Raw genomic sequence first — 13,143 nt, 5'->3', positions numbered from 1 at the left:
GTCCTCTCTTTTTTGTTGTTAATTTCACATGCTATTCAGAAAGTACTGTACAAAATATAAAAATTCATATATACTATTTATAGTGACACTGTGTCATAATGCTGCTAGAGTAGAAAACTATGCCAATAGTATGATTTTTAGTTTTTTTAAAAAACTTTGCTCACTTTTTCGTTATTTTTCAGAAAACGCTATCAAATTTATGGATTTTATAGTACAATAATAGCGGATTCATTTTTTGATCTAGAGGAGGAAATAACATGGTAGGAATTGTTTTAGCCAGCCATGGTGGTTTTGCCGATGGTATTGCACAATCAGCACAAATGCTATTCGGTGAACAAGATAATTTTGCTCATGTCATCTTGAAACCAAGTGAGGGTCCAGATGATATTCGTGGCAAAATGGAAAAAGCAATTGCTTCATTTGATAGCCAAGATGAAGTGTTGTTTTTGGTAGACTTATGGGGAGGCACACCTTTCAATCAAGCTAATGGACTTCTTGAAAAACATGCAGATAAATGGGCAATTGTAAGTGGATTAAACTTACCTATGGTAGTTCAAGCATTGACTGAAAGAATGATGAATGCTAATGCAACTGCTCGTGATATAGCTACTGCTGTAATTGAACCTGCAAAAGATGGAATTAAAACAAAACCATCTGAGTTAATGCCTCAAACAGAAGCTGCACCAGCAGCTACTGCAGGTGATTCTTCAGCATCTAAGAAATCTATTCCAGAAGGTACTGTTATCGGTGACGGTCACATTAAGTATGTTTTGGCTAGAATTGATTCACGTTTACTTCATGGTCAAGTTGCTACTGGTTGGATTCCAGCAATGAAGCCAGATCGTGTAATTGTAGTTTCAGATAGTGTAGCAAAAGACGACTTGCGTAAGAGTATGATTCGTGAGGCAGCTCCAGCAGGTGTTAAAGCTCACACGGTTCCACTTAAGAAGATGGAAGAAATTGCTAAAGATCCACGTTTTGGTAATACTCACGCACTTCTTTTATTTGAAAATCCTGAAGATGTGCTTCGTGCTATCAAGGCCGGCGTTGATATTAAGGAAATCAATGTAGGATCAATGTCATATTCTGAAGGTGATGTTAACGCTAATAATGTATTATCAATGAATCAAAAAGATGTTGATACATTCCGTGAACTCGAAAAGATGGGCGTTAAGTTTGATGTAAGAAAAGTTCCTTCAGATAATCCTGGTAACATGGATGCTATTTTGAATAAAGCACAAACTTTACTTAATGAACAAAAGAAATAATAAAATTAATTAGGAGTAATTAAATGAACGCTATACAAATGATTTTGGTAGTGGGTGTTGCATTTCTTGCTGGTACTGAAGGTATCTTGGATGAATGGCAATTCCACCAACCATTAGTTGCATGTACATTGATTGGTTTAGTAACAGGACACTTGGACTTAGGAGTAATGCTTGGCGGTTCTCTTCAAATGATTGCCATGGGTTGGGCAAACATTGGAGCTGCCGTAGCACCTGATGCAGCCTTAGCATCTGTTGCTTCAGCTATTATTTTAATTGAAGGTGGTCAAGGAACAAAGGGTATCGGTACTGCTACTGGTATTGCAATTCCACTTGCTGTTGCTGGTTTGTTCTTGACTATGATTGTACGTACTATTTCTACTGCTATTGTTCACATTATGGACGCAGAAGCTAAGAAGGGTAATTGGCGTATGATTAACTTGTGGCAATGGATTGCAGTTTGTCTTCAAGGTTTAAGAATTGCTATTCCAGCTGCATTGTTATTAGCTATTCCTTCAAGTGTTGTTAAAGGCTGGCTTGCAATGATGCCACAATGGTTAAACGAAGGTATGACTATTGGTGGTGCCATGGTTGTAGCCGTAGGTTATGCAATGGTTATTAACATGATGGCCTCAAAAGAAGTATGGCCATTCTTCGCTATTGGTTTTGCTTTAGCTGCAGTTAAGGACTTAACTTTAATTGCTCTTGGTGCTATCGGTCTTTCAATGGCTTTGATGTACTTAGCACTTGAAGCCAAAGGTGGTAAAGGCGGTTCAAACTCAGGTGATGCTGGAACTGGTGATCCACTTGGCGATATTATTGACGACTATTAAAAAGACCAATAGAGGAGGATTTTTATAATGGCTGATAAAAAATTAAAATTAACAAAAGCCGACCGCTTCAATGTTATGTGGCACTCACAATTCCTTCAAGGTTCTTGGAACTATGAAAGAATGCAGAACGGTGGGTTTGCTTATTCATTAATCCCTGCATTGAGAAAGCTTTATCCAAATAAAGACGATATGTCTAAAGCTTTACAAAGACAATTAGTATTCTTTAACACTCACCCATACTTAGCTTCACCTGTTCTTGGTGTTACTTTAGCCTTAGAAGAAGATAAAGCTAATGGAGCAGATGTTGAAGATGAAGCAATTCAAGGTGTTAAAGTTGGTATGATGGGACCTTTAGCTGGTGTTGGTGACCCAGTCTTCTGGTACACTGTACGTCCAATTTTGGGTGCTTTAGGTGCTTCAATGGCCTTAACAGGTAATGTACTTGGCCCAATCTTGTTCTTTGTATTATGGAACATTATTAGACTTGCATTCTTATGGTATACTCAAGAATTTGGCTATAAAGCAGGTTCTGCTATTACTAGCGATATGTCAGGTGGTCTTCTCCAAAAAGTAACCCGTGGTGCTTCAATGATGGGTATGTTCGTTTTAGGTGCCTTAATTGAACGTTGGGTAAACATCAAGTTCACACCTATTGTTTCTCAAACTCCTATTCAAAAGGGTGGTTACATTGAATGGGATAAATTGCCAAAGGGTGCTGAAGGTATTCAACAAGCCCTTCTTCAATGGAACAAAGGAGACGGTATGTCTTTAACTAAGACTAAGACTACTACTTTGCAAGATAACTTGAATCAATTAATTCCAGGTTTAGCAGGTCTTCTTCTTACCTTCCTATGTATGTGGTTATTAAAGAAGAAAGTTTCACCAATTTGGATTATTATTGGTATTTTCGTAGTTGGTGTTCTCTTCCACGTATGGCACATTCTTTAATCAAAAATGGTTAAGTCAATTAATACAAAAGTCGATCTAACTAAAAATGGAACTTGGTTTAGAGGAGTTCCATCTTATGGAAAAATTATGATTGGCGATAAAGCATTTGAATTTTATAATGAGAAAAACATTGGTGATTTTGTTCAAATTCCATGGGATGAGGTCACATATGTGGTAGCGGATGTTAAATTTGGTGGAAAATATATTCCTCGATTTGAGATTCGAACTAAGAAAAACGGAAACTTTATATTTGCAGCAAGAGATCCTAAACAGACTCTTCATGCAATTAATAAATATATTCCATCTGATCATATGAGACGCTCACTTAGTCTTTGGCAAGGATTAAAACAACGTTTTACTCATCATAAAAAATAAAATAAAAACCTTCCTGAATTTTCAGGAAGGTTTTTTAATCTTCAGATATAGATGCGCGAATCCTATCAATAAAAAGTTGAGCTACTGGTGAAAGTGGAGTTTCGTGTTTCCAAATTATAGTAATTGGTGATGTCATTGCAGGTTTTAGTGGCTTAAAAAGGAGTCCAGAGTTTTTAGAAACATCTACTAACTTGTCGAAAGTTATAACTGTTGCGGCATGATTCTTTACCATTAGTGAAGCATTATAAATTAAGTTATAGTCACCAATAATATTAATATCCTTGTAATAGTTACCAAACCAATTTTGAAATAAATTTCTATCTTTGGCTTGAGCAGAAGTTAATATTGGTCGATTAATTAAATCCTTAGCTGTAACAAAGTCTTTGTCTTTTAAAGGATCATCATTAGCTATTAAAGCTCCCCAGACGTCTTTTTCAGGGAGTTTTAAAGATTCATAATTAGTTACCGGCAAGTCACCCATTATTACAGCAAAATCCAATGTGCCATGATTTAAACGCTTTTCAGTAATAGTATAATCTCCACTAAAGAGATGAAGTTTGACTGTAGGGTAATCTTTAATGATATTGCTGACAATATTCATAATTCTTTGCATACCAGCACTTTCACCAGCTCCAATTGTTAAATCGCCACTGATAACTGCTGAAGAACGTAAATTTTCTTTAGTTTTATTAGATAAGTTAATAATTTCACGAGCTTGCTCTTGTAGATATTGACCAGCTGGAGTAAGCGTTAATTGGCGAGGATGCCTTTCAAAAAGTTTAACCCCAAGCTCATCTTCTAAATCTGCAATTTGTCTTGAAAGTGCTGGTTGAGAAACAAGCAACTTTTCCGCAGCTCTCGTCATATTCAATTCTTGGGCAGTTGCTAAAAAATAATTTAATACTCTAATTTCCATGATTGCTATAAATTTTAGTTATCCTTTAACATAATTAATAAGTTTTTTACATTGTATGTTTTACATTTTAAACTTAATTCTAGAAATAATAAAGAAGAGAGAATAATAAAATGAAAGACATACATCAGCAATTAATTGCCCAAAATCAGCGCTTACTACAAAATTTAAATACAGAGCGTCATTGCAAATGTGAGATTAATCAATTAGTTGGAGAAATCATTGGTAAAAAAGTACCATCTTCAACTGAAATTCGTCTGCCTTTTTATACTGATTTTGGCAGAAATATTAAGATTGGTAAGAATGTTTTTATAAATTCAAATGTTATGTTAGTCGATGAAGGTGAAATTGAAATAGATGATAATGTTCAGATTGGAAGTGGAGTGCAAATCTTAAGTGCAGATCCTACATTGTATACTGAAAAAATTATAATTAAAAAAGGTGCCAAAATTGGTTCTGGCAGTATCATTTATCCAGGAGTAGTAATTGGGAGGGATGCAAAAATTGCCCCAGGAAGTGTAGTAAAACAATCTGTAAAGGATAATGTGTTTTTTAACAAATAAAAATAAAGCTTGTGTGAACTACAAGCTTTATTTTTTTACATATTTTTTTCTTTATCCCAAATTTTACTAATTGTATAAAGCACAATAAAGATAATCATTGCGGCAATCATCGGAATTCGGTGACTTGGCAATACTAAAAGTAAGATTATCATTAAAATAAAGAATGCTAAAATTAAATAATCTAGATATGGAAATCCTGGCATTTTATAATCGCTCAATTGATCTTCTGGAGTTTTTCGGCGATAGGCCATATGAGTTAAAGTCATCAAGCACCAAATAATAAGAAACATACTAGTTGAAGTTGATGAAATAAAGTTAAATGCTTGATCTCCAATAATTAAAGTGATTAACGGTGCAAGTCCCATTAAAATTGCAGATAAAATCAAACCATTTTGTGGCAATTGTCTATGTGATAAGTGACCAAAGGTTTGGTTCCATGTTCCTTTTCCATCATAAGTAACGGAAAATAGCAATCTACCTGCACTATATAAAAAACTATTTGTAGAAGAAACAGCTGCAGAAATAACTACAAAATTAATAATAGAACTAGCATTGCGAATTCCAGTTGCACCTAATGCTTGCACAAATGGACTTGAATTTGTAGAAATTTTAGACCAAGGAATAACAAGCAAAATTGCTAAAATTGCTAAAACATAAAATAAAATGATTCTAACCGGCAATTCATTGATAGCATTTTTTAAAGTAACTTTTGGATTTTTTGCTTCAGCTGCTGTTAACCCTACTAATTCAACACCAATAAAACTAAAGATAACCATTTGGAATCCTTGGAAAAATCCCTTGCTACCACGGGCAAAGAAGCCACCATTATCAGAAAGATTTTCAAAAGTGATTGGACCAAATGTAGTTTTACCACCAGTTATCAATAAATAGCCAATTAAAAGAACAAAAGCTACAATTGTTACGATTTTAATAATTGCAAAACTAAATTCTAAGTTTCCAAAAACTTTTGCGGAAATAAGATTAATAATCAATAAAACAATAATTGTAATCAGTCCTGGGATCCACGGCTTTAGGTTAGGAAACCAATATTGAAAATAAATTCCTAATGCTGTAGTTTCAGCCATACCTAAAGTAATCCAACTTAACCAATATAAGTAACCAGTAATAAAACCGATATTTTTTCCTAAATATTTTTCAATAAAATCAATATATGTGTGCTTGTTTAAATCAGACATAATAAGTTCGCCTAATGCACGCATCAATAGGAATAGGAAAAGACCTACAATGATATAAATTAGAATAACGCTAGGACCTGCCTGGTGGATACTGTCACCTACACCAAGAAATAATCCTGTACCGATTGTTCCGCCCAAGGCGATTAGCTGAATATGAGCATTACTTAAAGTACGCTTATATCCAGTATTATTCTGTGAATCCTTTTTTGTCATTCAATCGCTCCCATAAAATTATGTTTAATAGTATTTTACCATTACTTAAAAAAGCTGCTATATTTAGATTGATTTTTTAAGAAATTCTAAAAATCTTAATAATTCCTAAGTATTCTGAAATATGAAATAACTTTACTTACGAAAAGTTTGTTAATTCACAAACAAATATAAATAATAGCGCTTACAATATTGGAATGATAAACATTAGCTCCTAGTAGTTGTGCTTGTGCAGTTGCTTTTTAAAGGATTTAAGCATTTACATTTTTTTATTAAGTGCTATAGTAAAGATTGTAAAGAAGTTCACAATAACTAGTTAGTCTTAGAGGTAATAGAGAATGGCTAAAAAAGAACAAAAGCAAACTTTAACAGAAGAACAGAAAAATCAACAAATTTATGATATGGTTGACAACTTGGTGAAAAAATCACATGTTGCTTTAGATAAAATGGCAAACTTTACTCAAGAACAAGTTGATAAGATTTGTGAAGCAATTGCGACTGCAGGTGAACAAAATGCATATCCTTTAGCAAAGATGGCAGTAGAAGAAACTGGTCGTGGCGTTTTAGAGGATAAAACTACTAAGAACATGTATGCTAGTGAAAATATTTGGAACTCACTTCGTCATGAAAAAACAGTAGGTATTATTGAAGAAGATAAAGAACAAGGTTTAGTAAAAATTGCTGAACCCAAAGGTGTTATCGCTGGTGTTACTCCTGTAACGAATCCAACCTCTACAGTCATTTTTAAAACAATGCTAGCTCTTAAGACAAGAAATACAATTATTTTTGGCTTTCACCCTCAAGCTCAAAAGTGTTGTGTTGAAACGGGGAAAATTTTACAAAAAGCAGCTGTTGCTGCAGGTGCACCAAAGGATGCAATTCAATGGATTGAAGAACCAAGTTTAACTGCAACTAATGACTTGATGACTAATCCTGGAGTTCAAACAATTTTAGCAACTGGTGGTCCAGGAATGGTAAAAGCAGCTTATTCATCTGGTAAACCTGCAATTGGTGTCGGTCCTGGTAATGGTCCTTCTTACATTGAAAAAAGTGCCAATATCGACCGTGCTGTTTATGATATTGTATTATCTAAGACTTTTGATAATGGAATGGTTTGTGCTTCAGAAAACTCTGTTGTAGTTGATGATTCAATTTATGACAAAGTAAAGGAAGAGTTTAAAAAGTGGAACTGCTATTTCTTGAATAAAGATGAAATTAAGAAATTTGAAGAGCATTTTATTGATCCTCGTCGCGGTACTGTGGCAGGACCAGTAGCAGGTAAAAGTGCATATGATATTGCAAAGCTTTGCGGAGTTGATGTTCCACGAGATACTAAAGTGATTGTGGCAGAATATAAGGGTGTTGGGCGTGATTTTCCATTATCAGCTGAAAAATTGTCACCAGTCTTTACTCTTTATCGTGCTAAAAATCATGATGATGCGTTTAAGATTTGTACTGACCTTCTTAATTACGGCGGTCGTGGTCACACTGCAGGTATTCATTCAAGTGATAATGAAATTATTAAAAAATTTGCAATGAAAATGGATGCCTGCCGCATTTTGGTAAATTCTCCTGCTGCACTTGGTGGTATTGGTGACCTTTATAACAATATGCTTCCATCATTAACTTTGGGAACTGGTTCTTATGGAGCAAATACATTCTCACATAATATTGGAGCTATGGATTTGCTTAATATTAAGACTGTAGCAATGCGCCGTGATAATATGCAATGGGTAAAGGTGCCGGCTAAGACTTATTTTGAACATAATGCAGCTAACTATTTACGTCATATGCCAGATGCACACCGTTTCTTCATCGTTACTGATGAAGGTGTAGCAGATCAAGGATTTGCTGACGAAATTACTGATATAATTTCTAAGCGTCGTGGTACAAAAGAATACGAAGTGTTTAAAGCTGTTACACTTGATCCATCAACTGATGTTATTAAAGATGGTGTTCATAGAATGGAGATCTTTAAACCAGATGTTATCGTAGCAATTGGCGGTGGTTCTGTAATGGATGCAGCCAAAGCAATGCGTTTATTCTATGAAAATCCTGAGATGAGTTTTGAAGAAGCTTATCAAAAGTTCTTAGATATTAGAAAACGTGTGGTTCGCTTCCCAAAGACTAATGATGTAAAGTTGGTATGTATTCCAACTACTTCTGGAACTGGTTCTGAAGTTTCTCCGATTGCTATTATTAAAGATGCTAAAACTGGAATTAAACACACTTTATGTGATTATGCATTAAATCCAGATGTTTCCATAGTTGATGATCAATTCGTTGAAAATTTGCCTAAGCGTTTGATTGCTTGGTCTGGCTTTGAAGCACTAGGACATGCAATTGAGAGTTATGTTTCAACAATGGCAACAGACTTTACTCGTGGCTGGTCACTTGAAGCTATTAAAACAATTTTTGAAAACTTGAAACCTTCTTATGACGGTGATATGGAAGCTAGAAAACGAATGCATGATGCAGCTACTATTGCTGGAATGGCTTATTCAAATGCCTTTCTTGGTTTAGGCCACTCAATTGCCCACACTGTAGGTTCAACTTTTGATATTCCAAGTGGTGTTAGTGATGCAATTGCTCTTCCTCAAGTTATCCGCTTTAACTCAAAACGTCCTGAAAAGCTTGCTATGTGGCCTCATTATTCTGTTTATCGTGCAGAAAGTGACTATGCTAATATTGCTCGTGCGCTTGGTTTAACTGGTAAAAATGATCATGAGTTAGTTGAAAAATTAGTACAAAAGATTATTGATTTAGCTCATTCGGTTGATATTAAACTTGCATTTAAAGAGTATGGTGTTGATAAGAGCGAGTTTGATAAGAAAGTTAATGACCTTGCTGTTGAAGCTTACGGTGATCAAAACACAGTGACCAACCCGGTTGCACCGCTTATTAGTCAGATTGAAAGCTTAATGAATGATTGCTACGAGGGAAAAATATAAAATAATTTCCCAGGAAATAAATCGCAAATTTTGAATATATCTTATGAAAATAGCCGTATCTCTATGGGGATGCGGCTATTTTTTAGGTTTGTTACAATAAAGGTGGTGATAATTATGACAAGACGATTGATTTTTTCAGATATTGATGGGACTTTGCTTAATTCAAATTTGATTGTTTCAAAAGAGACTAGAGATGCAATTCGTAGACAAATTATTAAGGGAAATCCATTTATACCAGTTTCAGCAAGAAATATTAAAGCAATAAAAACAGCAACAGATTCTGTTGCAACAATATTGCCAATGGTTAGTTTAGGCGGAGCACTTGTAGTTGATGAAGTAGGGCAAGTCTTGATTTCTAAATTTATGAAAACTGCTATTGCAGTTGAAATTTGCAATTATATTGATCAAAAACAAAGTAATTGTGTTTGGAATGTTTATTCAGGATATGATTGGTTTGTTAATGATAAGAATAATCCTTTAGTTAAAGCTGAATCTGAAACTGTACAAGTTCAGCCGCTTGAAAGCAATCTAAGTGAGTTGAAAAATTTAAAAGGCGTGCATAAGATTCTAGTAATGGGAAAAGCTGAAGAGTTAGCAGTTATTCAAGATGAATTAATACAAAAGTATCCTAAGCTTTATTTTGTAAAGTCAGCTCCACATTTATTGGAAATAATGCTCAAGGGCGTCAATAAAGGTGAGGGAGTTAAGGCAATTTGTCAAGAATTTGATATTTCTCTTAGAGATGCTTGGGCATTCGGAGATAACTTTAATGATGAAGATATGCTTAATGTAGTAGGACATCCAGTGTTAATGGGGAATGCACCTAAAGATTTAAAGAGAAAGTTTTCTACTGTAACTTTAGATAATGACCATGATGGAATTGCAAAAATTTTAAATGAATTAAATTAGTAAACAAAAAATCATCAGATTGAAAAAATAGTCTGATGATTTTTATTATGGATCTTACTAATTTTAAATATTAACTTAATTCCTTGATAATGTCTTCCAAGGTCTTTTTAGCTTCTTCTTGGATTGGAGTTTCTGGATGTTCTTCATCATACTTATTGAGCCAGTCCAAACGATCTTGCATTCTTCTTGCTAAGGTCTTTTGGTATTCTGGGTCTTCAAGGTGTACTTCATAACCATCAATTGGTAAGTATTGAACACCCTTGAAATTGCCAAATTGTTTCCAGTCGCTATCTTTGATGGTGCCATTAGCTAAGTCTTCAACAATCTTCTTAGTAACTTCCTTAGGAATATCTTTGTCCATGAATGCATCAGTGTTTAAGATGTAACATTGAGCACCACGCTTTGTAAATAATTCTTTGAAGTCGCGGTAATCACCACTTACAGGATAGGCACGGAATGGGTCTGCAAATGGTTCAATTACCAAAGTATTCATGTCAAAGCCTTTTGGTAAGTTTTCAGCACTAGTACGCTTAGTTGCAAGAGTACAACCCATAGTAGTTGCTAAAACTGGGTCATCAATTCTAAGAAGTGGTGGAAGTGAACCATCTTTCATAATCCAGAATAAAGCTGTAATTGGAGACTTTTCAAAGTCTACTCGGTGAGGACTGGTGTAACGAGTCTTAATAACACGACCGTTGTTGTTTCTGAGGTCTTCAGTAACGATTACCTTCTTACCATCTTCATCTTGAGTAACATCACAGTTCATAATTGTAGTGTAGTACTTAGTTTCATGGTGACCTGCTGGATAGTCGTGGGTCTTGTCAAAATATGAAGGCTCAAGTGCTACAGAAGAACCATCTTCACGTGAAATAATAAATGCGTCATCGTGTAAAACAGTAATGTCATATTTACCATCGTACATTTCATGGGTTAAGGTTGATTTACCAGAACCAGATAATCCGTAAAAGGCAAATACTTTATCATCTTTATCATCAAAGTGGAATGATTTTTCACCACCGTGACAAGCAGTATAACCATGACGGTGAGCAATTGCCCAAGCCAAAGTTAAAGTACCTTTCTTGAGTTCACCAAAATAACGAAGGTTAAAGACAGCAGCACAGTTATGTGGTGCATCAAAGACACCTAAGCCCTTTGGAAATTCTGGGTCTTGAGTATTTGGATCAAAGTAGAAGTAAATATCTGGTTCATTGTAAGCCTTTGATTTCTTGTACATTTTTTCAGCTTCATCATCAAAGAAGTGGAAGTTTAAAATGTAAGAAAGTAAGTTAAATGCTTGATCTTCTGGCATCATTACGTGAGCTTTAACAGTGAAAGTTGGATCAAGACCAACTAAAACAGTTGCCTTTAAAAATTTTTGATTATGACCGGCGTAAATATCTTCGCGTAGGTTACCTGCAAGAGCTTCAGCATCTTCTTTTGGATCATCGACAAAGTGACGTGCACTAGCAGTTCTACCTAAAATTTTACCGTGGTTGTAAACAAGTTGCTTTGCATCTTTTGGTAAGCCTAATTCTTTAGTATGTAAAATTGGCAAATCAGTAACAATAACACCAGGTTGCTTTTTTGCAAGTTCGTATGCTTCTGCAACGCTCTTAACTTCGTGTACGTTGTTGCCATAAAAAGCACTTTCAATAGTTGCGCGAACCCGACTAAACATAGGATTTGCTTTTCTAAGTTCATCTTTTGAATAACGTTCTTTTGTACTCATTTTAAGATTATTCCTCTCTAGAATATTCGTAAGCGTTTACATTTGTTTACATACACTATAGTACCACACTTATTTGTGAATGAACACACAAATTTGAAAATATATATTTTAGCTTTTTTTAAATGTGATAAAACTAGGAACTAGAAGAAAAAATATCTTTGACAAAATTTGCCAAAGATATTTTTTTAGTTATTGGATTTGAAGTATGATAAGTGTTAAGAATAAGCAATAGATTAAAATATATTTTACTTGCTTGCTTCAGCGATGAATTTCTTTAATTCATCATCAGAAAACTCTGTGCCATATTTATCTTGCAAAGCTTCCAAAATATAACCATTATCACGATTACGGTGCATCATTTCTCTTGCAGATTTGATGACATCTTCTTTGTTACTTGTTGACATAGCCATCGGAAAACACCTCGATTCGAAATCTCTTTACAATCATTAGTGTATTCGCTTTTATCAAAAGATTCAAAGAATTAGGTCTTATATGCAAATTATTATATTTTTAAGTAAAAAACACTGCAACTTGCAGTGTTTTTGTAATAATTACTTGTCTTCATAGCCCTTTGGATGGCTCTTGTGCCACTTCCAGGCAGTCTCGATAACATCATCGACATTTTCATGCTTTGGCTTCCAGCCTAAAACTTCACGTGCTTTAGTTGAATCTGCTACTAAGCTGTCAGGGTCGCCTCCGCGGCGTGGTCCCATTGTATAAGGGATGTCGATGCCAGTAACTTTCTTAGCAGCTTCCAAGATTTCTAAATTAGAATACCCTTGTGCAGTCCCTAAGTTAAAGACATCAGATTTGTTAGTTTTCATAACATGCTTAAGTGCCAAAATGTGGGCATCGATCAAGTCTTCTACTTGAACATAATCGCGGACATTAGTACCGTCTTTAGTATCATAATCATCACCAAAGATGGTAAAGTTTCCATCTCCTGCAATAGCACTCTTTAAAATATTAGGGATCAGGTGAGTTTCAGGACCGTGGTCTTCACCGATTGTGCCATCACTTGAAGCTCCTGCTACATTGAAGTAGCGCAGTGCAATTGTTATTCAGAAAATATTAATGCTCGAATTTCTAATATTGCTCACCTAATGGTAGATTTAAACCCTGGCATGACTTTTAAACAAGCAGTCGCAATTTCTGCAGCTAATAAATCAATCATGAATATGACAATGATTGATAGTTTTGAGAAACTCTTAGATACTCCAGAAGAAATTATGAAAATTATTGCTTTTGATT

Annotated in this window: 11 protein-coding genes and 2 pseudogenes; 8 read left to right on the top strand and 5 right to left on the bottom strand. The window is 34.8% G+C overall.

All coding sequences use genetic code 11. The features are described from left to right. Positions 1-257 precede the first annotated feature (257 nt). From ACTHPI_RS09310 to ACTHPI_RS09295, 4 genes are read left to right on the top strand one after another with little or no spacing between them, the layout of a single operon-like run. Entirely contained in the window at positions 258-1,268 is a 1,011-nt protein-coding gene (locus ACTHPI_RS09310) for a PTS sugar transporter subunit IIB (protein WP_445353858.1), read from the top strand. Between the two features lie 23 nt (positions 1,269-1,291). Then, entirely contained in the window at positions 1,292-2,098 is an 807-nt protein-coding gene (locus tag ACTHPI_RS09305; protein WP_445353857.1) for a PTS mannose/fructose/sorbose transporter subunit IIC, read from the top strand. Positions 2,099-2,125: 27 nt separating this feature from the next. Continuing rightward, positions 2,126-3,046: a PTS system mannose/fructose/sorbose family transporter subunit IID gene (locus tag ACTHPI_RS09300; protein ID WP_445353856.1), complete on the top strand. Its 921-nt coding sequence runs from the start codon at positions 2,126-2,128 to the stop codon at positions 3,044-3,046. Positions 3,047-3,052: 6 nt separating this feature from the next. Beyond that, entirely contained in the window at positions 3,053-3,421 is a 369-nt protein-coding gene (locus ACTHPI_RS09295; RefSeq protein WP_445353855.1) for a DUF956 family protein, read from the top strand. A 34-nt stretch (positions 3,422-3,455) separates the two neighbouring features. On the opposite strand, the gene ACTHPI_RS09290 is transcribed toward ACTHPI_RS09295, so the two are convergent. After that, entirely contained in the window at positions 3,456-4,337 is an 882-nt protein-coding gene (locus ACTHPI_RS09290) for a LysR family transcriptional regulator (RefSeq protein ID WP_445353854.1), read from the bottom strand. Between the two features lie 110 nt (positions 4,338-4,447). On the opposite strand from ACTHPI_RS09290, the gene ACTHPI_RS09285 reads away from it, so the two are divergent. Then, positions 4,448-4,897, top strand: a complete 450-nt coding sequence (locus ACTHPI_RS09285) for a DapH/DapD/GlmU-related protein (protein ID WP_445353853.1) — start codon at positions 4,448-4,450, stop codon at positions 4,895-4,897. A gap of 35 nt (positions 4,898-4,932) precedes the next feature. Here ACTHPI_RS09285 and ACTHPI_RS09280 read toward each other — a convergent pair whose 3' ends face one another. Next, a complete protein-coding gene (locus ACTHPI_RS09280; protein ID WP_445353852.1) occupies positions 4,933-6,306 on the bottom strand; it encodes an amino acid permease in 1,374 nt (457 codons plus the stop codon). 335 nt (positions 6,307-6,641) lie between these two features. Between ACTHPI_RS09280 and adhE the strand changes: the two genes are divergently transcribed. Continuing rightward, positions 6,642-9,254, top strand: coding sequence for a bifunctional acetaldehyde-CoA/alcohol dehydrogenase (gene adhE / locus ACTHPI_RS09275; protein ID WP_445353851.1), 2,613 nt, complete (start codon positions 6,642-6,644; stop codon positions 9,252-9,254). A 114-nt stretch (positions 9,255-9,368) separates the two neighbouring features. Next, positions 9,369-10,163 (top strand): Cof-type HAD-IIB family hydrolase, encoded by a 795-nt coding sequence (locus ACTHPI_RS09270; protein ID WP_445353850.1) that lies wholly within the window; start codon positions 9,369-9,371, stop codon positions 10,161-10,163. Between the two features lie 70 nt (positions 10,164-10,233). On the opposite strand, the gene ACTHPI_RS09265 is transcribed toward ACTHPI_RS09270, so the two are convergent. From ACTHPI_RS09265 to ACTHPI_RS09255, 3 genes and pseudogenes are all read right to left on the bottom strand, one after another. After that, on the bottom strand, positions 10,234-11,892 hold the full coding sequence (locus tag ACTHPI_RS09265; RefSeq protein WP_445353849.1) for a phosphoenolpyruvate carboxykinase (ATP): 1,659 nt from the start codon (positions 11,890-11,892) through the stop codon (positions 10,234-10,236). Positions 11,893-12,137: 245 nt separating this feature from the next. Further along, the gene (locus ACTHPI_RS09260) at positions 12,138-12,302 is read right to left on the bottom strand and encodes a hypothetical protein (protein ID WP_445353848.1); all 165 of its coding nucleotides are present in this window, start codon (positions 12,300-12,302) and stop codon (positions 12,138-12,140) included. 141 nt (positions 12,303-12,443) lie between these two features. Then, positions 12,444-12,950: pseudogene (locus ACTHPI_RS09255) on the bottom strand (NAD-dependent epimerase/dehydratase family protein); the annotation flags it as partial. Between ACTHPI_RS09255 and ACTHPI_RS09250 the strand changes: the two are divergent. Further along, positions 12,945-13,143 (top strand): annotated as a pseudogene (locus ACTHPI_RS09250) (Cof-type HAD-IIB family hydrolase); the annotation flags it as partial. The pseudogenes ACTHPI_RS09255 and ACTHPI_RS09250 sit on opposite strands and share 6 nt — an antisense overlap.

It is taken from the genome of Lactobacillus sp. PSON (genome assembly GCF_052615405.1).
Note: the sequence above shows the minus strand (reverse complement) of the source record. Positions and strands in the feature narration are given on the sequence as shown.